We start from the raw sequence: 19653 nt of genomic DNA, 5'->3' as shown, positions 1-19653 counted from the left end.
GCGACGTCCCGAAACTTGCATCTACGCTGAGAATCGCCTCGGCGCACGCTGGTGAACCTAGCCAGGACCGCGAGCGATCAGCGCAACCGGCCGACGAAGACTTGCAGGCGGTTCTCTGCCGAGTCTCGAGGCTCCTCGCATATGGCGAGGATGGCGACGAATCTAAGGCGGCGGTGATGGGCAAGCAGAGGCGGCGTCACGCGATGCCGTCGGGCGCCCGCAGCTTCCGACCCGCCGCCGTTCTCCGCAGCGGAGTGGCGGTCGTCGCGGCCGTCGTGCTGGCCGCCACCGGGGCGGGCTGGTGGACACTTCACGGCCTGCTGAGCGGCATCACGGTGTCCCAGGCGCTGGGCGCCGAGGCGCCGCGCTCGACCGGCGCCGCGGTCAACATCCTGCTCATCGGGCTGGATTCACGAAAGGATCAGAACGGCGATGACCTGCCGCAGGAGATGTTGGACCAGCTGCACGCCGGCGACTCCTCCTCCGGTGGCTACAACACCAACACCCTGATCCTGGTCCATCTGGCCGAGGACGGCAGCGTCGAGGCGTTCTCGATACCGAGAGATGACTATGTCGACGTCTCGGGCGTCGTGCCGGGTTACCACCGCATCAAGATCAAGGAGGCCTACGGGCTGACCAAGTTCGACGCAGAGCAGAAGCTCGTCGACGACGGCGAGTCCGACCGGGCCGCGCTGGAGAAGGAGGGCCGCGAAGCCGGCCGCAGGGCGACCCTGGCGGTGGTGCGGGCGCTGACCGGTGTGCCGATCGACTACTTCGCCGAGGTCAACCTCGCCGGCTTCTACGACGTGGCCGCGAGCCTGGGCGGCGTCGAGGTCTGCCTGAACCATGCCGTGCACGACGACTACTCCGGCGCCGACTTCCCCGCCGGCCGACAGGCGTTGAACGCGCAGCAGGCGCTGGCGTTCGTCAGGCAGCGCCACGGGCTGGACAACGGCGACCTGGATCGCACCCACCGGCAGCAGGCCTTCCTGATCTCGGTCATCCGGCAACTGCAGGACTCCGGCACGTTCACCGACATGGGCAAGCTCGACGCGCTGGTGGAGGTGGCCCGCAAGGACGTCGTGCTGTCCAGCGGATGGAACCAGGATCTGTTCCGTCGCATCGGGTCCCTGGCGGGTGAGCACGTGCACTACCAGACGCTGCCGGTGCTGCGGTACGACACGGTCGGCGGTCAGGACGTCAACATCGTCGACCCCACCGCGATCCGCGCCCTCGTCTCGACGACCTTCGGTGAACCGGTGCCGGTGCAGACAGTGGCGTCCGAGCCGGCGACGGTGGACGTGGTCAACGCCACCGGGCTCCGCGGTCTCGCCACGGAGGCATCGACCATGTTGAGCCACAACGGTTTCCGAGAGGGCGCCCTGCGCGGTCCCGAGTCGGGCGAGTGGCAGACGACGGTCGAGTACGGCACGGGCGCCGAGGGTTCCGCTCAGGCGGCCGCGGCCACCCTGGGCATCGCCGCACCGCCCCGGCTGGATCCCGACCTGGCCGCCGGACACCTGCGGGTCGTTCTCGGCGAGGGGTACGAGCTTCCCGCCGACGGCCACAGCCTGGCCACCGCACCGACGGGTGGCGAATCGTTGGGCGTTGACGTCAGTACGTCCGCCACCCCCACGCCGGATCCGGGTCTACCCCTCAGTGGCGACGGGATCCCCTGCGTCAACTAGCGCCGAGCGGCCACTCAACGCACACGATTCGCCGCAAAACGTGTGTTGAGTGGCCACTCGAGTGATTTATCGATTCGGACCTCCGGCCAATATCATCGGAAACGACATGACCGACAACGCAGGTACCTTGACGGCCGCCGAGGAGCGGGCCGCAGACCGCATCACCGCCGAGGCGCGGCGGCGCAGGACCTTCGCGGTGATCAGCCACCCCGACGCAGGCAAGTCGACGTTGACCGAGGCCCTGGTGCTTCATGCCAACGTCATCACCGAGGCCGGCGCCATCCACGGCAAGGCCGGTCGCCGCGCCACCGTGTCGGACTGGATGGAGATGGAGAAGGCTCGCGGCATCTCGATCACGTCGACCGCGCTGCAGTTCCCGTACCGCGCCCCGAGCGGGCAGGACTGCGTCATCAACCTGCTGGACACCCCCGGTCACGCCGACTTCTCCGAGGACACCTACCGCGTCCTCACGGCCGTCGACTGCGCGGTGATGCTCATCGACGCCGCCAAGGGTTTGGAACCGCAGACGCTCAAGCTGTTCGAGGTGTGTCGACTCCGGCGAATCCCCATCATCACGGTGATCAACAAGTGGGACCGGCCGGGCCGCGACGCCCTGGAGCTGCTGGACGAGATCCAGGCCAGGATCGGCCTGCGGCCCACACCGCTGACGTGGCCGGTCGGCATCGCCGGTGACTTCAAGGGCGTGCTGGACCGACGCACCGGCGAGTTCATCCGGTACACCCGCACAGCCGGTGGAGCCAAGGCCGCGCCCGAGGAGCACATCGCCCCGGCCGACGCGCACGTTGCCGCGGGCGACGACTGGGACAACGCCGTCGAGGAGTCCGAGCTGCTGGCCGCGGACGGCTCCGACTACGACCGGGACACGTTCCTCGGCTGCGAGACGACGCCTCTGCTGTTCACCTCGGCGGCCCTGAACTTCGGCGTCAATCAGCTGTTGGACGTGCTGGTTCAGCTCGCCCCGTCGCCGCACGGGCAACTCGACGTGGAGGGTCACCGGCGCGCCGCCGACGCGCCCTTCAGCGCGTTCGTGTTCAAGGTGCAGGCGGGCATGGACTCCGCGCACCGCGACCGCATCGCCTATGCGCGGGTGTGCTCGGGCACCTTCGAACGCGGTGAGGTGCTGACCCACGCCACCACCGGCAAGCCGTTCGTCACGAAGTACGCGCAATCGGTGTTCGGCCAACAGCGGTCGACGCTGGACACTGCGTGGCCGGGTGACGTCATCGGACTCGCCAACGCCAACGCGCTCCGGCCCGGTGACACCCTCTACCGCGACGTCCCGGTGCAGTACCCGCCGATCCCGAGCTTCTCCCCCGAGCACTTCGCCGTCGCCCGTGGCACCGATCCCAGCAAGCACAAGCAGTTCCGCAAGGGCATCGAGCAGCTGGAGCAGGAGGGCGTCGTCCAGGTGCTGCGCTCCGACCGCCGCGGTGACCAGGCCCCCGTGTTCGCCGCCGTTGGGCCGATGCAGTTCGAGGTGGCGACCCACCGCATGGCCGGCGAGTTCAGCTCACCCATCTCGCTGGAGTCGCTGCCCTACACGGTGGCGCGGGCCGCCGATCCGGACGACGTCGAGTTCCTGCAGCGGCAACCGTCGGTGGAGGTCTTCACGCGGACCGACGGCGTCATCCTGGTGCTGTTCTCCACGAAGTGGCGCCTCGAGGGCTTCCAGCGCGACAACCCATCGGTCGAGCTGACCTCGTTGGTCGCCGCCGGCGACGACTAGGTCTCAGACGTAGCGGATGACCTGCTGCCAGATGACCGCCTGGGCGACGACGGCCCGCCCGCCGTCCAGGCTGATCGCCGGGTTCCCGTACAGCTCATAGCCAAGGTCGAGCGCCTCGCTGACGCGGCGGCAGAACGCCTCGTCGTCGGCGCCGGTCAGGAGGCGGTATCTCGGCAACCCGTTCGGTGGTTCCGTCATGCTCCGATGGTGCCATGTCCCGTCTCGAGCGCCCGCGGCTTGAGCACCAGACTGAAACCGAGTGAGACGACGCCGATGGCCGCGCAGATCCACAGCGCCGTCGCGAAACTGCCGACGGTGCCCGAGCCGACAACCGGCCCCGCCCAAGCGAATCCGATCGACGAGCCGATGCCGAAGGCCGCGTTGCTGATGCCGGGCAGCGACCCCGGTGCGTCCTCGGGAGCCTGCGTGACGCCGAGCACGCTCATCGCCGTGAGCGTCACGCCCATGAAGGCGCAGCCGAGCGCGGCCATCAACAGGACGAGCATGGTGCGATTGTGCGCGAAGATCGCCAGCAGTGAGGTCACCGCGATCGAGCCGGCGATACCCGCCCGCAGCACCGTGACGAAGCCGATCCGCACGGCGAGCCGCCCGATCAGGGGGGCGGTGATCAGCTGCACGATCGCCCCGGGTGTCAGGAAGAGGATGGCCGTCGTCGTCCCGTCGAGCCCGAAGCCGGAGTCGGGATCCTCGGCGATCTTCAGGATGATGAAGCCCACCACCACCATGAACGACGCCATGTTGAGGATCGTCGCCACGATCAGCGGCCAGGCCAGGCGGGAGCGCATCTGGTCGATGTCGACCAGCGGTGTGCTGACGCGTCTTTCGACGATGACGAGCAACCCGAGGGCGACGATGGCCACGACGATGAACGTCAGCGCGATGGGCGACGACCAGCCCGCGTCGCCGCCGCTGGAGATGAACAGGATCAGGCCCGCCACTCCCAGTCCGATCAGTGCGGCACCCACCCAATCCATTCGCCCCGACGCGACCCGATCGGGTTCGTCGGCGGGCACGGCGCGCCACGCGAACGCGAGACCGGCCACTCCGATGACGAGGATCAGCAGGAAGATCGAGCGGTAGCCGAACCGGTCGGCCAGATAGCCACCGAGCAGTGCGTCCACCCCGGCCACCCCGCCGTTGATCGACGTGACCACACCGCAGCAGACGCCGAAGACGGCTCCGCTCAGGCGTTCTCGCATGATCAGGAAGGCCAGTCCGAAGGTGACGTTGCAGGCGCCCTGCATCACGCGGCCCGCCAGCACGACCGGCAGCGACGTGCCGAGGATGCAGAGCAGCGTACCGACGCACAGCAGCACCAGGATGCCGACCACGACGCGCTTGCGACCGACGTAGTCACTCCACCGGATCAGCACCACGTTGGCCACGGCCCCGGCGAGGTAGAAGTAGGTCGACATGGCCGCGAACGAGCCCTTGCCCAGCTCGGTCTCGATGTCGTAGAACGCCGGGCCGAGCATGGTGGCGTTCAGCTGGAAGGAGATCACCGAGAGCGCCAGGGCCGCGACCATGAAGACGACCTGACGGCGGGGCATCGTCACCGTCGTCAGAGTCACGAGCAGGACTGTAGTTGCTCATCGTCGCCGGCGTCAGTTGTCGGGTTAGGCTCGGGCCATGGCGTCTGCGGCCCTGACGGACTGGCTCGTGGACTCCGACCCGGCGCTGCGCTGGCAGGTCGAGCGTGACGTCATCCGGCAACCGCCCGCGGTGTGGGAACGCACGCGAGCCAAGGTCGTGACCGAAGGCTTCGGGGCACGGCTGCTGGCGCTGCAGGACCCCGACGGTCAATGGGCCGGAGGTGCCTTCTTCCCGGCGGACTTCGACTTCGAGGGGCCCGAGGCGGCGGAGGGCGGCGGGCAACCGTGGACCGCCACCACCTGGACGCTGAATTCGTTGCGGGAGTGGGGTGTCGAGGCCGCCGCCCTTCGCGGCACGGCAGAGCTACTGGCCGCCAACAGCCACTGGGAATACGACGATTTGCCGTACTGGGACGGTGAGGTCGACTGCTGCATCAACGCCTGGACGGTGTCCAACGGGCTATGGCTCGGGGCGGACATCACCGGCATCGTCGACTGGTTCGTCGAACACCGCCTCCCCGACGGCGGCTGGAACTGCGAATGGGTCGAGGGTTCGACGCGGTCGTCGTTCCACTCGACGCTCAACGCGCTCAAGGGACTTCTGGACTTCGAGGTGGCTACGGGAGGCACCTTCGCGACCCGCGACGCCAGGCGGGCCGGCGAGGAGTATTTGCTGACCCGGGGGTTGTTCCGCCGCTTGTCGACGGGCCAACCCGTGGGCCCGTGGGTGGACAGCTTCGCCTACCCGGCGCGGTGGCGCTACAGCGTGCTCAACGCCGCCGAGTATTTCCGTCGTCGATCGCTGTTCGACGGCACCGCACCGGACCCGCGGATGGCCGACGCCATCGCGATGATCAGGTCCGCCCGGCAACCCGACGGCACCTGGCTGCAGGCCGGGCGGCAGCCGGGGCGAGTGTGGTTCGAGGTGGACGTCTCCGCGGGCGAGCCCTCGAAGTGGTTGACACTCAACGGGATTCGGGTGCTCGACTGGTGGGATGCCGGTTAGTTGGTCTCGCTGGCCGCGCCGGCCGCAACGGGATGCGCGGGCAGGAACGCCAGGGCGAACAGCGCGCCGGCCACACACACCGCGCCTGCCGTCAGGCAACCCGCATGCAGACCGGCCATGAACGCGTCACCAACGTTGTCGCGCAACGTGTTAGCGATCTGGCCAGGGGCGCGAGCGGCGACCTGCAGACCTTGGGCCAGGCCTTCCCGCGCGGTGCTCTGCGCTGCGTCCGGCAACATCTGCAGGGTCGTGCTGTCGGTCAGGTTGCGAATGTAGAGCGTGGAGAAGATGCTGCCCAGCACCGCGACACCGAGGGTGCCACCGATCTGACGGGTGGCGTCGTTGACCGCCGAGCCAGCACCCGCCTGCTCGGGCCGGACCACTCCCATGATCGAGTCGGTGGCCGGCGCGGTCGTGAGGCCGAGTCCGCCACCCAGCAGGACCATCTGTCCGGCGACCACCAGATAGCTCACGTCGATGTCGATCGTCGCGATCCAGAAGAACGCGGCGCCGAGCATCACCAAGCCGATGAAGACGACGGCCTTCGTGCCGAACCGGGTGACGGCCAAACGCGTGCCCAGGACCGAGCCGACGGCGATCGAGAGCGCCACCGGAAGGATCCGCACGCCGGTCTCCAGCGGTCCGTAACCCTGCAGCAGCTGGAAGAACTGGGTGATGAGGAAGATGAACCCGAACAGTGCGAAGAAGGCCACCGTGACGGCACCGCTGGCGGCGCTGAACCGCAGGTTGGTGAACAGCCGCACGTCGATCAATGGGTCCGCGGTTCGACGCTCCCACCAGGCGAACGCCACAACCGCGGTGGCGGCGACCGCAAACCCGAAGAGCGTTGCGGCAGAACCCCATCCGCGGTCGGGTGCTTCGATGATCGTGTAGACGAGGGCCGACAGCATCACCACGGACAGCACCAACCCGCCGCGGTCGAGGCGCGTCGTGTCATCGCGTTCGGAGCGTGGCACCCACACGGCGGCGCCGATGGCCGCCACGATTGCGATCGGGACGAGGGCCAGGAAGAGGCTGCCCCACCAGAAGGATTCGAGCAGTGCACCGCCGAGGATTGGCCCGACCGCCACGCCCAGACCGGTGACGGCACCCCACACGCCGATGGCCGCCGCGCGCTGGCGGGGATCACGGAAGGTGTCGGTGATGATCGCCAGGGTGGTCGGATAGATGAGCGCGGACGCCATCCCCATCACCAGTCGCGCACCGATCAGCGATTCGGTGGAGGTGCAGAGCGCCGCCGCGACACTGCTCGCCGCGAAGAGGGCCAGGCCCGCGATCAGGGTGCCGCGCCTGCCGAACTTGTCGCCGACGGTCCCACCCGCCAGGACCAAGGCGGCGAACGCCAGGTTGTAGGCGTCGACGATCCACTGCAGTCCGCGCGTCGACGCGCCCAGTTCGGTGTTCAGGGTCGGGAGGGCGACGTTGACGATCGTCGTCTCGACGTTGATCGCCAGGGCGGCGATCAGGACCACCGTCAGGACGAGGGCCGGGCGTATGCGTGGGGTGGCTGCGTTCGAGCGGGTGAAGGTGGCCGCCGATTGCGGCGGATTGTCCAGGGTCATGGCCATGTCCTCAATGTTGACGCCGATAACATCTTGAGGATGACCGACGATGTTAACGCTGTCAACATTTAAACCGAAGCCCGTCGGGTCAGGTGAGTCCGACCTCGACGAGGTCCAGCAACCGATCGATGATCAGCTGCCGACGAACGGGGTCTAGCTGGCCCAACGGCCCATCCAGGAGCAGGGTCGCGAGCCCATGCACTGCCGCCCACGTCGCCTCGTCGACGCCGTCACGACGAGCTGGCGAGAGCACCCCGGCAGCCACGGCGTCGTCGATGCATCGGACCAGGATCTGGAACGGATGGCGCTCGCTGATCGCAGGCCGATCGGGGTCGTCGGAATTGGCATCCGACAGCGGATCGAAGGCGAACGCGGTGCGGAACAGCCCTGGCTCGGCGAGTGCGAACGCCACGTAGGCCTGGCCGGTGGCGCGCAAGCGGGCGAGCGCCCGCGTCTTGGGTGATCCGTCGTCGGGCACCAGGGCGATGGTCGATGTCATCATGTCGCCCAGCCGCGCCTGGGCCACGTCGGTCACCGCCGCCAGCAGCGCATGACGGTCCGAATAGTGCCGGTAGGCCGCCGAGTTGCTCACCCCGGCCAACCGCTGCACGTCCCTCAGCACCACCGCGTCCGGCCCGCCGGTCCGTGCTAGTTCGACGGCGTGCTCGAGAAGCGCCTGGCGCAAGTTGCCATGGTGATAGGTGTCGGCCGATCGCCGTCGGGGGGTGCTCAACGGGGCCTCCTCGATGTTGACGAGCCTCACATCGAACGCTACCGAGCAAGGCTACAAACCTGGGGACGCCAGTGGGATGGGTGCGACTGATGTCCGGGGACGTCGACGCGTGCACGGCGCAGCGGCGTGATCGCAGGTCGGCCCAAAAGTATTCAGGGCCAACAGAATCCCCGGTCACGACGGACACCCGCGGCTCGCAGCCTCGCGTGCGTCACCGCGTCCCGTGCGGGAATGGCGGTCACGCCGAGGACCATCAGGGTGGCCCAGTAACTCCTCGTGGTGGGAGGAGCCGCCTGTTCAGGAATCAGTTCTCGCGCTGGCCGAGGTGGACGACTATCGGCGCGTTGTGTGGGGTGTAGACGTAACTGGGGTGGCCGGCGCGCAACTCACCGCAGATTCTGTCGAGTGCGTCGTGCCCGCGGTACTGGCCGATAGGCAGGTTGACCACGCAATCTTCGGTGTACAGCGCCTCGATGGCGGAGCGTCGGCGTTCGGGGTCGTTCTCACCAAAGACTTCCTGCAGATTGCGCAGCAACAGCGCTTCGATGATGTCCGACATGAGGGTCATGCTCGCAGGCCGCATGCGCGCCTCGGGGACCCACCCAAACACAAAGGTCACGAACCGTTTCGAGTTCGCGACCTTTGTGCATACGGTTCATAGAACCGCTCATTGTGGGCGAAGGGGGACTTGAACCCCCACGTCCCGAAGGACACTGGCACCTGAAGCCAGCGCGTCTGCCATTCCGCCACTCGCCCCAACAACCGGGAGAGACTATCACGCACTCCGGCCCACTCTCCAACCGCGCAGTTAGGCCCCCTGCGATGCACCCGACCGCCCTGACCTGCCGCGATCTGATTCTCAGAGAACTGTTGTTCACGTTCGTAGGTCATTGGCCGATACCATGCATGCAGGCATGGGGGTACCTGACACGCAGGCTCGATGAGAGTGTCGGGCGCGGCGCACTACGGCGAACAGCGAGGCAGGCGGTGATATGGGACTCGTCGACCGTTTCGAGCGCAAACTCGAGTCGAGCGTCGGTGACACCTTCGCCCGCGTCTTCGGCGGTTCCATCGTTCCGCAGGAGGTCGAGGGGATCCTTCAGCGCGAAGCCCACGCAGGTGCGCGCGAAGTCGGCGGCGGCCGAATTTTGGCGCCCAACGACTACGTCATTACCCTCAGTGCATCCGACTTTCACAAGGTCCGCGCCGACCCCGACCTCACACCGACGACTTTTGCCCGATACCTGGAGGGATACATCCGTGACCAAGGGTGGCAAACGTATGGTGATGTGGTCGTTGGATTCGAGGCGTCACCGCAGTTGCACACCGGCCAGTTTCGTACACGCGGAACGGTCAACCCAGACTCGACCAGTGGCACAAGCGCCTCTGCACCCCCGAACCGTGCTCAGTCCGCAGAACCAGGAGTTGCACCGATGACCGACAATCCGAGCTACCGCGGCGGCGGACAGGGACCAGCGCAGCCAGGCGACGACTACTACGAGTACGGCCGCCAGGGCGAAGAGCCCCGCGCTCCCCACCCGCCGGCGCCCGAGGGCGGCTATCCCCCTCCGCCGGCTCCGGGTCAGCCCCCGGCGCAGGGCGGCTACGGCGAGCAGGGTGGCGGCTATCCCGACCGCGGCGCATACCCCGATCAGGGTGGCTACCCGCCGCCCAACTACGACCAGCGGCCTCCCGCCTCCGGTTACGGCCCTCCGGCCGGCGCCGGCTACCCCGATCAGGGCTACCGCCAGCCACCACCCGGATACGGCCCGCCTGCGGGCGCACCCGCGGGCGGCTACGGCGAGCCCGGTGGTTATGACTACGGCCGCCCGCCAGCAGCACCGCCGCGCGGCGAGGAGTATGGGCGCCCGGAGGCCCGTCCCGAGCCGCCCCGCCCTGCGTACCCCGACCAGGGCGGCTACCCCGATCAGGGCGGCTACCCGGACCAGGGCGGCTACCCCGATCAGGGCGGCTACGGCGGCGGCCAAGCGTATGGGCGGCCGGACCAGGGTGGTTATGGAGGGCAGCCCGACTACGGCCGCTACGGCGACCCCGCGGCGCCGCAGGGCTACGCCGATCCCGGCTACGGCCAACCGGCCGACGGGGGCTACGGCCAGCCCGCCGGCTACGACTACGGTCAGCCACCCGCTGCCGCACCCGTCGCCGGCTATGGTGCCGGATCGGGTTACGGCACCGGCGCCGCGAGCGTGACCCTGCAACTCGACGACGGCAGCGGCCGCACCTATCAGCTGCGTGAGGGCGCCAACGTCATCGGCCGCGGCCAGGACGCCCAGTTCCGACTCCCGGACACCGGCGTCTCACGTCGTCACCTCGAGATCCGCTGGGACGGTCAGGTCGCCCTGCTGTCGGATCTGAACTCCACGAACGGGACGACGGTCAACAACGCGCCGGTGCAGGAATGGCAGCTGGCCGACGGCGACACCATCCGCCTCGGCCACTCCGAGATCATCGTCCGCGTTCACTGAGGACACAGGCTGGTGACGGCAGGGGCCCAGGCGGATGCTTCGACCTCACCGGTATCACCGGCCCAAGTATCGTGACGGTGCCGACGGCGGCCCAACCAGCCGGTGGTCGGTCGCGACGCGAACCGGTGAGCAGTGCGGTGGAGCCGCCGCGGCGACATCGGGACGGTGACGGAGAGGACGTCAGATGCAGGGGATAGTGCTGCAGCTGACGCGTGTCGGTTTCCTTTTGCTGCTGTGGCTGTTCATCTGGTCCGTGCTGCGCATCCTGCGCACCGACATCTACGCCCCCACCGGCGCCGTGATGGTCAAGCGTGGGCTCGCGCTGCGCGGCACCCTGCTACCGCGCGGGCAGCGCCGCAACACCCCACGCCAATTGGTGGTGACCGAGGGGGCATTGACCGGCACCCGCATCCAACTGGGCAGCCAGCCCGTGCTCATCGGGCGCGCCGACGATTCGACACTGGTGCTGACCGACGACTATTCATCGACACGGCATGCGAGGCTTTCCCCACGGGGGTCCGAGTGGTACGTCGAGGACCTAGGATCGACCAACGGCACATACCTTGACAGGGCGAAGGTGACGACGGCGGTAAGGGTTCCGATGGGAACGCCGGTGCGAATCGGCAAGACCGTGATCGAGTTGCGCCCGTGACCCTCGTCCTCCGATACGCCGCACGCAGCGACCGCGGGTTGGTACGCGCCAACAACGAGGACTCCGTGTACGCCGGTGCGCGGCTACTCGCTCTGGCCGACGGCATGGGTGGCCACGCCGCGGGCGAGGTCGCCTCGCAGCTGGTGATCGCCGCGCTGGCGCACCTCGACGACGACGAGCCCGGGGGCGACCTCCTCAGCAAGCTCAACGCCGCGGTCCACGAAGGCAATACGGCGATCGCCGCGCACGTCGAAGCCGACCCCGAGCTTGAGGGCATGGGCACCACCCTCACCGCAATCCTGTTCGCGGGCAACCGACTTGGCCTCGTCCACGTCGGCGACTCGCGCGGCTACCTGCTGCGCGAGGGCGAGCTCACCCAGATCACCAAGGACGACACCTTCGTCCAGACGCTGGTCGACGAGGGACGCATCACCGCCGACGAGGCACACAGCCACCCGCAGCGATCGCTGATCATGCGCGCCCTGACCGGTCACGAGGTGGAGCCCACGCTCACGGTGCGCGAGGCCCACGCCGGGGACCGCTACCTCCTGTGCTCCGATGGGCTGTCGGACCCGGTCAGCCACGACACGATCCTCGACGCGCTGCAGATTCCCGACGTCACCGAGAGCGCCGACCGGCTCATCGAGATGGCGCTGCGCGGCGGGGGCCCCGACAACGTCACCGTGGTGGTCGCCGACGTCGTCGACTACGAGTACGGCCAGACCCAGCCGATCCTCGCGGGCGCCGTGTCGGGAATCGACGACCACAGCGCACCGCCCAACACCGCCGCCGGTCGGGCGTCGGCGTTCAACCCCAAGCGTGTCGAGGCCGCCAAACGCCCTGCCGCCGAGACGGACCCGCCGCCCCGCAAACCGCGATCCCGTCGGCGAATGATCTTCGGCGCGTTGCTCCTGCTGGTCGTCGTGGTCGCTGGGCTAGCGGTCGGCCGCATGGTGATTCAGAACAACTACTACGTCGCCGAACGCGACGGTTCCGTGCACATCATGCGCGGCGTGCAGGGCAGCTTCCTGGGAATGCCTCTGCAACAACCCTTTCAGGTCGCCTGCCTCGACTCCCGCAACTCGATCACGAACATCGGCGTGGACGACAGTCGCGCCGGCTGCACCCCGCTGGAGGTCGCCGATCTGCGGGAGTCAGAACGCGCGCAGGTCACGGCCGGACTTCCCGGCGGCACGCTGGACGAGGCCATCCGACAGCTGAGAGAGCTGGCGCAGACGTCGGTCCTGCCGATTTGCCTGCCCGCGGTCACCAGGACGACGACGACTCCGACCCCACCGCCGCCGCCCCCGCCGACCACCACTGCCGCGCCGCCGACCACCACCGCTCCCCCGGCACCGACCACGAGCGGGGGTGCGACCCCGCCGGAGGTGCCGACCACGGTGACCGCACCGCCCCCGGCGCCGTCTCCGGCGCCGTCTCCGACCCCCACCGGCACGGCTCTTCCACCACCGCCGCAGAAGCCGGGCACCGACTGCCGGACGACGTCATGAGCACGCAGCCTCAGGCACCGGTGACCGTGGTTCCCCCCTTGCCGAACCGGCGCAACGCCGAGCTGTTCCTGCTCGGGTTCGCCGCGTTCATCACCACCGTCGCACTGCTCATCGTCGAGGCCAACCAGGAGCAGGGACTCAGCTGGGACCTCGCGCAGTACACCCTCGGGTTCCTGGCACTGTTCGGCGCTGCGCATCTGGCCGTACGCCGCTTCGCGCCCTACGCCGACCCCCTCCTGCTCCCGGTCGTGGCCTTGCTGAATGGCTTGGGGCTGGTCATGATTCACCGTCTCGACCTGGCCGAGGGAGCGATCGGCGCCGGCGGAGCCCGGGGTCCCAGTGCCAACCAGCAGATGCTGTGGACCCTCGTCGGCGTGGTCGCGTTCTGCCTCGTGGTCGCGTTACTGACCGACCACCGCATGTTGGCCCGCTACGGCTACGTCTGCGGGCTCGCCGGTCTGGTCTTCCTGCTGATTCCCGCCATCCTGCCCAGCTCGATGTCGGAGGAGAACGGCGCCAAGATCTGGATTCGCTTCCACGGCTTCTCGATTCAGCCCGCCGAGATCTCCAAGATCCTGCTGCTGATCTTCTTCGCCTCCGTCTTGGTGTCCAAGCGCAGCCTGTTCACCAGCGCGGGCAAGCACATCCTCGGGATGAACCTCCCCCGCCCGCGCGACCTGGCGCCGCTGTTGGCCGCCTGGATCGCGTCGGTCGGCGTGATGGTCTTCGAGAAGGATCTCGGCACCTCGCTGCTTCTCTACGCGTCGTTCCTGGTGCTCGTCTATGTCGCCACCGACCGGCTGAGCTGGGTTCTGTTGGGACTCACGCTCTTTGCGGTCGGCAGCGTCGTCGCCTACCACACGTTCAGCCACGTCCAGGTCCGGGTGCAGAACTGGCTCGACCCGTTCGCCGACCCCGACGGCGCCGGTTATCAGATGGTGCAGTCGCTGTTCAGCTTCGCCACCGGCGGCATCTTCGGCACCGGGCTCGGCAACGGCCAACCCGGCACGGTGCCCGCCGCTTCGACGGACTTCATCATTGCCGCAATCGGCGAGGAGCTCGGTCTCGTCGGGTTCGCCGGCGTCCTCATGCTCTACACGATCCTGATCATCCGCGGGCTGCGGACCGCGGTCGCCGTGCGTGACAGCTTCGGCAAGCTGCTCGCGGCGGGTTTGGCCTCCACGCTGGCCATCCAGCTGTTCATCGTCGTCGGCGGAGTCACCAAGTTGATCCCGCTCACCGGTCTCACGACGCCGTGGCTGTCGTACGGCGGATCGTCGCTGATCGCCAACTACGTGCTGCTGGCCATCCTGATCCGCATCTCGCACTCGGCGCGCCGACCGCTGGACACCAATGCGCCCAACGCCACCCCGATCGCCTCGGCGAAGACGGAGGTGATCGGCCGCGTATGAACACCTCACTGCGCCGCATCTCCCTGGCGATCATGGGCCTGATCGTGCTGCTCCTCGCCAATGCCACACTCACACAGGTGTTTCGGGCCGACGGCCTGCGCTCCGATCCGCGCAACCAGCGCGTCCTGCTCGACGAGTACTCCCGCCAGCGCGGCCAGATCTCCGCGGGCGGGCAGCTGCTCGCCTACTCGACGTCGACCGACGGGCACTTCCGGTTCCTGCGGGTCTACCCCAACCCGCAGGCGTACGCCCCGGTCACCGGCTTCTACTCGCTGCTGTACTCGAGCACTGGCCTCGAACGCGCCGAGGACACCATCCTCAACGGTTCCGACGAGCGGCTGTTCGGCCGGCGGCTTGCCGACTTCTTCACCGGGCGAGACCCTCGCGGTGGCAACGTCGCCACCACCATCAACCCGCAGGTGCAGCAAGCTGCCTGGGAAGCCATGCAGAAGGGGTGCAACGGCGGCCCCTGCAAGGGTTCGGTGGTGGCCCTCGAACCGTCCACCGGGAAGATCCTCGGAATGGTGTCGTCGCCGTCCTACGATCCGAACCTGCTGGCGTCGCACGACGGCAACGTGCAGTCCGAGGCCTGGCAGCAGTTGCGTGACGACCCGGAGAGCCCGCTGGTGAACCGGGCGATCTCGGAGACCTATCCCCCCGGTTCGACGTTCAAGGTCATCACCACCGCCGCGGCGCTCGCGAACGGCGCCACGGCCGACAGCCAGGTGACCGCCGCGGCGCGAATCCCGTTGCCGGACAGCACCGCAACGCTGGAGAATTATGGCGGCTCGTCGTGCGGGAACGCTCCCACCACCACGCTGCGCGTCGCGTTCGCAAAGTCGTGCAACACCGCGTTCGTGGACCTCGGCATCCGCACCGGCGCCGACGCGCTGCGCAATACCGCTGAGGCGTTCGGCATCGACGGCGCGCCCCCACCGATACCGCTGCAGGTTGCGGCATCGAGCATCGGCCCCATCGACGACAAGGCGGCGTTGGGAATGTCGAGCATCGGTCAGAAGGACGTCGCCCTCACTCCGCTGCAGAACGCGATGATCGCTGCGACGGTGGCGAACGGCGGCGTCACGATGCAGCCGTACCTGGTGGACGGCCTCAAGGGGCCCGACCTCGGCAACATCAGCTCGACCAGCCCGCGCGAGCTTCGTCGTGCGGTGTCTCCGCAGGTCGCCACTACACTTACGGACTTGATGATCGACGCCGAGCAGGTGACCCAGCAGACGGGAGCCATCTCTGGCGTACAGATCGCCTCCAAGACGGGAACGGCCGAACACGGCTCCGATCCGCGCAACACCCCACCCCACGCCTGGTACATCGCCTTCGCCCCGGCCAAGGCTCCCAAGGTCGCCATCGCGGTCCTAGTGGAGAATGGCGGTGACCGATTGTCCGCGACCGGTGGCGCACTCGCTGCGCCGATCGGGCGGGCAACCATTGCCGCGGCCCTGCGGGAGGGATCATGACCGCGCGCGTCGGAGTGACGCTGTCCGACCGCTACCGTCTTCAGCGACTCATCGCGACGGGCGGAATGGGCCAGGTCTGGGAGGCTCTGGACACCAGGCTGGGACGCCAGGTCGCCATCAAGGTGCTCAAGGCCGAGTTCTCCTCCGACCCCGAATTCGTCGAACGGTTCCGCGCCGAGGCCCGCATCGTGGCCATGCTGAACCACCCGGGCATCGCCAGCGTGTACGACTACGGCGAGACCGAGCTCGAGGATGCCCGCACCGCCTACCTGGTGATGGAGATGGTCACCGGCGAGCCGCTGAACTCCGTCCTCAAGCGCACCGGCCGGCTGTCGCTGCGCCACGCACTCGACATGCTCGAGCAGACCGGACGCGCGCTGCAGGTCGCGCACACCGCCGGGTTGGTGCACCGCGACGTGAAGCCGGGCAACATCTTGATCACCCCCACCGGCCAGGTGAAGCTGACCGACTTCGGCATCGCCAAGGCGGTCGACGCCGCGCCGGTGACCCAGACCGGCATGGTCATGGGCACCGCGCAGTACATCGCCCCCGAGCAGGCGCTCGGCCGCGACGCCACCCCAGCCAGCGACGTCTACTCACTCGGCGTGGTGGGCTACGAGTCGGTGGCCGGACGGCGACCCTTCACCGGCGAGGGCGCCTTGACCGTCGCGATGAAGCACATCAAGGAACAGCCCGCTCCCCTGCCGGCCGACATTCCGCCCAACGTCCGCGAGCTCATCGAGATCAGCCTGCTCAAGGAGCCTGGCCATCGGTACCGCACCGGTGGTGCCTTCGCCGACGCCGTCGCCGCGGTGCGCGGAGGTCGCCGACCACCGCGCCCCAACCACGCTCCGACCATCGGCCGGGCCACCCCGGCCGCCATTCCCTCGACGGCACAGACCCGCGCCGTCGCCGACTACGGTCGCCCTCCGACCGCCAACGTCCGCACCGCCCGTCCACCGACCGGCAGTCACCGCACCCCGCCCCCGAAGCGGACGTTTTCCCCCGGCCAACGCGCACTGCTGTGGGCGGCCGGCGTCCTTGGGGCGCTCGCGATCATCATCGCGATCCTGATGGTCCTCAACGTGCAGGACCGCAACGACCAGAAGACCACTCCGTCCACCGTCACCAGCACCACCGTGGAGCCCGCCCCTCCCGCGACGCCAGGGGCACTCCCGCGACTAGACGCAGAGCAGACCTACCGATGACCACGCCCCAACACCTGTCCGACCGCTACGAACTCGGGGAGATCCTCGGCTTCGGTGGCATGTCCGAGGTCCACATGGCCCGCGACGTGAGGTTGCACCGCGACGTCGCGGTCAAGGTGCTGCGCGCCGACTTGGCCCGCGACCCCAGCTTCTATCTCCGCTTCCGCCGGGAGGCACAGAACGCCGCCGCGCTGAACCACCCGGCGATCGTCGCGGTCTACGACACCGGGGAGGCGGAGACCGCCAACGGGCCACTGCCCTACATCGTGATGGAGTACGTCGACGGCGTGACGCTGCGCGACATCGTGCACAACGACGGGCCCATGGAACCGCGTCGGGCGATCGAGGTCATCGCCGACGCCTGCCAGGCGCTGAACTTCAGCCATCAGCACGGCACCATCCATCGCGACGTCAAGCCCGCCAACATCATGATCAGCAAGGGCGGCGCGGTGAAGGTGATGGACTTTGGCATCGCCAAGGCGCTCGCCGATGCCGGCAACCCCGTCACCCAGACTTCGGCGGTGATCGGCACCGCGCAGTACCTCTCCCCCGAACAGGCGCGCGGCGAGACGGTCGATGCGCGCTCCGACGTCTACTCGCTGGGCTGCGTGCTCTACGAAGTGCTCACCGGCGAGCCGCCGTTCGTCGGTGACTCCCCCGTCGCCGTCGCCTACCAGCACGTGCGCGAGGATCCGGAGCCGCCGTCGCGCCGCAACCCCGACCTCTCCCCCGACCTCGACGCCGTGGTGCTCAAGGCGCTGGCGAAGAACCCCGACAATCGCTATCAGACCGCTGCCGACATGCGGACCGACCTGATCCGCGTGCACAGCGGCGAACCCCCGGAAGCCCCGAAGGTGTTCACCGACGCCGACAGGACGTCGTTGTTGTCGGCCACCCCGGCCGGCGGCCGGACGCATCCGACCGACCGGATGCCCACGCATCAGGCGACCTACGTCGCGCCGAGGGAGCGCAACCCTGCGATCGGCCGCTGGTTGGCCGTCGTCGCGGTGCTCGCCGTGCTGACCGTCGTCGTCACCGTCCTGCTGAACTTCTCCAACAGCAATCCGCGGGACGTGCAGATACCGGACCTCTCCGGTCAGGGGTACGACGAGGCCGTCGTGGCGCTACAGAACCTGGGCTTCAAGACCACGCGGCAGAACAACACCGACTCCAAGATCCCGCCGGGGGAAGTCATCAGTACCGATCCGCCGGCCAACACGGCCGCGGCCCGCGATGACGAGATCACGATCAACGTGTCGGTGGGTCCCGAACAGCGCGAGGTCCCCGACGTCTCGAGGCTGATCCCCGGCGAGGCCGAACGCAAGCTCAACGACGCCGGGTTCGACAACGTCAAGCAGGTGCCCGGCACGTCGAGCCCCGAAGACAAGGGCCGGGTGACCCAGACCATCCCGCCGGCCAACTCAACGTCGGCGATCACCAACGTGATCACCCTGGTCGTGGGCAGCGGGCCGGACACCAAGCAAGTTCCCCCGGTTGCTGGCCAGACCGTCGACGTCGCGACTCAGGTCCTGATCGCCAGTGGCTTCACCACCCCACCCATCCCGGTCGAGATCGACGGACTCGAGAGCACCAAGGGACAGGTCATGGGCACGGCGCCGGCCGCCGGGGAGACCGCGCCGGTGGATACCGCAATCCAGCTACAGGTGTCGCGGGGCAACCAGTTCCAGATGCCGGACCTGCGTGGACAATTCTGGGTCGATGCCGAGCCGCTCATGCGCAACGTCTACAAGTGGACCGGTGACTTCAGCAAGCTGCCCAATGCGCAAAACAGCGGTTACCCGACCAATGCCGTGGCCACGCAAAGCCCGGCGCCAGGCAGCACTTTGAAGTTCAGCGACCCGATCACGCTGAGCTTCGCGCAGTAGCGGCACGCACCGCATCGGAGACCTCGCGTTCGAGGCGGCCGACCAGATCCTCCTCGAGGGGTCGCCCACACACCTCCAACCAGTTGGCGAGCATTCGGTGCCCGCCCTCGGTGAGGATGGACTCCGGGTGGAACTGCACGCCGTGGATGGGCAGGTCGACGTGTTGCACGCCCATCACCACACCGCCCGACGTTTGCGCAGTGACCTCGAGTTCGGCGGGCATCGTCTCGGGCAGAATCGTCAACGAGTGATACCGGGTTGCCGTGAAGGGATCCGGAAGGCCATGCAGCACACCGATATTGGCGTGGTTCACACTGCTGGTCTTACCGTGAAGGAGCTCCGGCGCACGATCGACCGTGCCGCCGAAGGCCACCCCGATGGCCTGGTGCCCGAGGCAGACGCCGAGCACCGGAGTGGTCACCTCGGCGCAGGCGCGGACGAGCGGAATGGACGCTCCGGCCCGCTCGGGCGTACCGGGTCCGGGGCTCAGGAGAATGCCGTCGAACTCCTTGGCAGCGGTCGCCACGTCCGCCTCGGTGCTCAGCCGCGGGTCGTCGTTGCGCCACACGTCGGCGTGCACACCCAGCTGACCGAGGTACTGCACGAGATTGAAGACGAAGCTGTCGTAGTTGTCGACGACGAGGACGCGCATC

At 68.3% G+C, this 19653-nt stretch carries 16 protein-coding genes and 1 tRNA gene; 10 read left to right on the top strand and 7 right to left on the bottom strand.

Annotation, left to right across the window (positions count from 1 at the left end; translation table 11 throughout):
* Nucleotides 1–176 precede the first annotated feature (176 nt).
* Together QUE68_RS00170 and QUE68_RS00165 are read left to right on the top strand one after the other, a co-directional pair.
* Nucleotides 177–1688 (top strand): LCP family protein, encoded by a 1512-nt coding sequence (locus QUE68_RS00170; RefSeq protein WP_455012726.1) that lies wholly within the window; start codon nucleotides 177–179, stop codon nucleotides 1686–1688.
* 106 nt (nucleotides 1689–1794) lie between these two features.
* Nucleotides 1795–3435, top strand: coding sequence for a peptide chain release factor 3 (locus QUE68_RS00165; protein WP_286274962.1), 1641 nt, complete (start codon nucleotides 1795–1797; stop codon nucleotides 3433–3435).
* A 3-nt stretch (nucleotides 3436–3438) separates the two neighbouring features.
* On the opposite strand, the gene QUE68_RS00160 is transcribed toward QUE68_RS00165, so the two are convergent.
* Together QUE68_RS00160 and QUE68_RS00155 are read right to left on the bottom strand one after the other, a co-directional pair.
* Nucleotides 3439–3633: a DUF1737 domain-containing protein gene (locus QUE68_RS00160; protein ID WP_284232024.1), complete on the bottom strand. Its 195-nt coding sequence runs from the start codon at nucleotides 3631–3633 to the stop codon at nucleotides 3439–3441.
* On the bottom strand, nucleotides 3630–5027 hold the full coding sequence (locus tag QUE68_RS00155) for an MFS transporter (protein ID WP_286274961.1): 1398 nt from the start codon (nucleotides 5025–5027) through the stop codon (nucleotides 3630–3632). Before QUE68_RS00155 ends, QUE68_RS00160 begins: the two co-directional genes overlap by 4 nt.
* Nucleotides 5028–5085: 58 nt before the next feature.
* Here QUE68_RS00155 and QUE68_RS00150 point away from each other — a divergent pair, with 58 nt between their 5' ends.
* Nucleotides 5086–6054 carry a squalene cyclase gene (locus QUE68_RS00150; RefSeq protein WP_286274960.1) on the top strand — a complete coding sequence of 323 codons (969 nt, stop codon included), beginning with the start codon at nucleotides 5086–5088 and terminating at the stop codon, nucleotides 6052–6054.
* Here the strand turns inward: QUE68_RS00150 and QUE68_RS00145 are convergent.
* From QUE68_RS00145 to QUE68_RS00130, 4 genes are all read right to left on the bottom strand, one after another.
* Nucleotides 6051–7643: an MFS transporter gene (locus QUE68_RS00145; protein WP_286274959.1), complete on the bottom strand. Its 1593-nt coding sequence runs from the start codon at nucleotides 7641–7643 to the stop codon at nucleotides 6051–6053. The two genes, QUE68_RS00150 and QUE68_RS00145, sit on opposite strands and share 4 nt — an antisense overlap.
* A gap of 82 nt (nucleotides 7644–7725) precedes the next feature.
* Complete coding sequence (locus tag QUE68_RS00140) at nucleotides 7726–8370, bottom strand: TetR/AcrR family transcriptional regulator (RefSeq protein ID WP_286274958.1); 645 nt, start codon at nucleotides 8368–8370, stop codon at nucleotides 7726–7728.
* A gap of 304 nt (nucleotides 8371–8674) precedes the next feature.
* Entirely contained in the window at nucleotides 8675–8929 is a 255-nt protein-coding gene (locus QUE68_RS00135; RefSeq protein ID WP_286274957.1) for a nuclear transport factor 2 family protein, read from the bottom strand.
* A 114-nt stretch (nucleotides 8930–9043) separates the two neighbouring features.
* Nucleotides 9044–9126 (bottom strand) — tRNA-Leu (locus tag QUE68_RS00130).
* Between the two features lie 236 nt (nucleotides 9127–9362).
* Here QUE68_RS00130 and QUE68_RS00125 point away from each other — a divergent pair.
* From QUE68_RS00125 to pknB, 7 genes are all read left to right on the top strand, one after another.
* Nucleotides 9363–10856: a DUF3662 and FHA domain-containing protein gene (locus QUE68_RS00125; RefSeq protein WP_284223957.1), complete on the top strand. Its 1494-nt coding sequence runs from the start codon at nucleotides 9363–9365 to the stop codon at nucleotides 10854–10856.
* 184 nt (nucleotides 10857–11040) lie between these two features.
* Nucleotides 11041–11508, top strand: a complete 468-nt coding sequence (locus tag QUE68_RS00120) for an FHA domain-containing protein FhaB/FipA (protein ID WP_284223956.1) — start codon at nucleotides 11041–11043, stop codon at nucleotides 11506–11508.
* Nucleotides 11505–13019, top strand: a complete 1515-nt coding sequence (locus QUE68_RS00115; RefSeq protein ID WP_284223955.1) for a PP2C family protein-serine/threonine phosphatase — start codon at nucleotides 11505–11507, stop codon at nucleotides 13017–13019. Before QUE68_RS00120 ends, QUE68_RS00115 begins: the two co-directional genes overlap by 4 nt.
* On the top strand, nucleotides 13016–14431 hold the full coding sequence (locus QUE68_RS00110) for an FtsW/RodA/SpoVE family cell cycle protein (RefSeq protein WP_284223954.1): 1416 nt from the start codon (nucleotides 13016–13018) through the stop codon (nucleotides 14429–14431). Before QUE68_RS00115 ends, QUE68_RS00110 begins: the two co-directional genes overlap by 4 nt.
* On the top strand, nucleotides 14428–15906 hold the full coding sequence (gene pbpA, locus QUE68_RS00105) for a D,D-transpeptidase PbpA (RefSeq protein WP_284223953.1): 1479 nt from the start codon (nucleotides 14428–14430) through the stop codon (nucleotides 15904–15906). The genes QUE68_RS00110 and pbpA overlap by 4 nt, the downstream gene beginning before the upstream one ends.
* Nucleotides 15903–17114, top strand: coding sequence for a protein kinase domain-containing protein (locus QUE68_RS00100; RefSeq protein WP_284223952.1), 1212 nt, complete (start codon nucleotides 15903–15905; stop codon nucleotides 17112–17114). The genes pbpA and QUE68_RS00100 overlap by 4 nt, the downstream gene beginning before the upstream one ends.
* Nucleotides 17111–19000: a Stk1 family PASTA domain-containing Ser/Thr kinase gene (gene pknB / locus QUE68_RS00095; RefSeq protein WP_284223951.1), complete on the top strand. Its 1890-nt coding sequence runs from the start codon at nucleotides 17111–17113 to the stop codon at nucleotides 18998–19000. Before QUE68_RS00100 ends, pknB begins: the two co-directional genes overlap by 4 nt.
* Here pknB and QUE68_RS00090 read toward each other — a convergent pair.
* The gene (locus QUE68_RS00090) at nucleotides 18978–19652 is read right to left on the bottom strand and encodes an aminodeoxychorismate/anthranilate synthase component II (protein WP_284223950.1); all 675 of its coding nucleotides are present in this window, start codon (nucleotides 19650–19652) and stop codon (nucleotides 18978–18980) included. The two genes, pknB and QUE68_RS00090, sit on opposite strands and share 23 nt — an antisense overlap.
* Nucleotide 19653: the final 1 nt, after the last annotated feature.

The sequence above is a fragment of the Mycolicibacterium sp. TUM20985 genome (genome assembly GCF_030295745.1).
GTDB lineage: Bacteria > Actinomycetota > Actinomycetes > Mycobacteriales > Mycobacteriaceae > Mycobacterium.
This window is presented reverse-complemented; position numbering and strand designations above follow the sequence as displayed.

What these genes read in the sequence shown, in the direction of transcription:
- QUE68_RS00170 (WP_455012726.1), top strand. Translation starts at nt 177, where the DNA reads ATGGGCAAGCAGAGGCGGCGTCACGCGATGCCGTCGGGCGCCCGCAGC.
- QUE68_RS00165 (WP_286274962.1), top strand. Translation starts at nt 1,795, where the DNA reads ATGACCGACAACGCAGGTACCTTGACGGCCGCCGAGGAGCGGGCCGCA.
- QUE68_RS00160 (WP_284232024.1), bottom strand. Translation starts at nt 3,633, where the DNA reads ATGACGGAACCACCGAACGGGTTGCCGAGATACCGCCTCCTGACCGGC.
- QUE68_RS00150 (WP_286274960.1), top strand. Translation starts at nt 5,086, where the DNA reads ATGGCGTCTGCGGCCCTGACGGACTGGCTCGTGGACTCCGACCCGGCG.
- QUE68_RS00145 (WP_286274959.1), bottom strand. Translation starts at nt 7,643, where the DNA reads ATGGCCATGACCCTGGACAATCCGCCGCAATCGGCGGCCACCTTCACC.
- QUE68_RS00135 (WP_286274957.1), bottom strand. Translation starts at nt 8,929, where the DNA reads ATGTCGGACATCATCGAAGCGCTGTTGCTGCGCAATCTGCAGGAAGTC.
- QUE68_RS00125 (WP_284223957.1), top strand. Translation starts at nt 9,363, where the DNA reads ATGGGACTCGTCGACCGTTTCGAGCGCAAACTCGAGTCGAGCGTCGGT.
- QUE68_RS00120 (WP_284223956.1), top strand. Translation starts at nt 11,041, where the DNA reads ATGCAGGGGATAGTGCTGCAGCTGACGCGTGTCGGTTTCCTTTTGCTG.
- QUE68_RS00110 (WP_284223954.1), top strand. Translation starts at nt 13,016, where the DNA reads ATGAGCACGCAGCCTCAGGCACCGGTGACCGTGGTTCCCCCCTTGCCG.
- pbpA (WP_284223953.1), top strand. Translation starts at nt 14,428, where the DNA reads ATGAACACCTCACTGCGCCGCATCTCCCTGGCGATCATGGGCCTGATC.
- QUE68_RS00100 (WP_284223952.1), top strand. Translation starts at nt 15,903, where the DNA reads ATGACCGCGCGCGTCGGAGTGACGCTGTCCGACCGCTACCGTCTTCAG.
- pknB (WP_284223951.1), top strand. Translation starts at nt 17,111, where the DNA reads ATGACCACGCCCCAACACCTGTCCGACCGCTACGAACTCGGGGAGATC.
- QUE68_RS00090 (WP_284223950.1), bottom strand. Translation starts at nt 19,652, where the DNA reads ATGCGCGTCCTCGTCGTCGACAACTACGACAGCTTCGTCTTCAATCTC.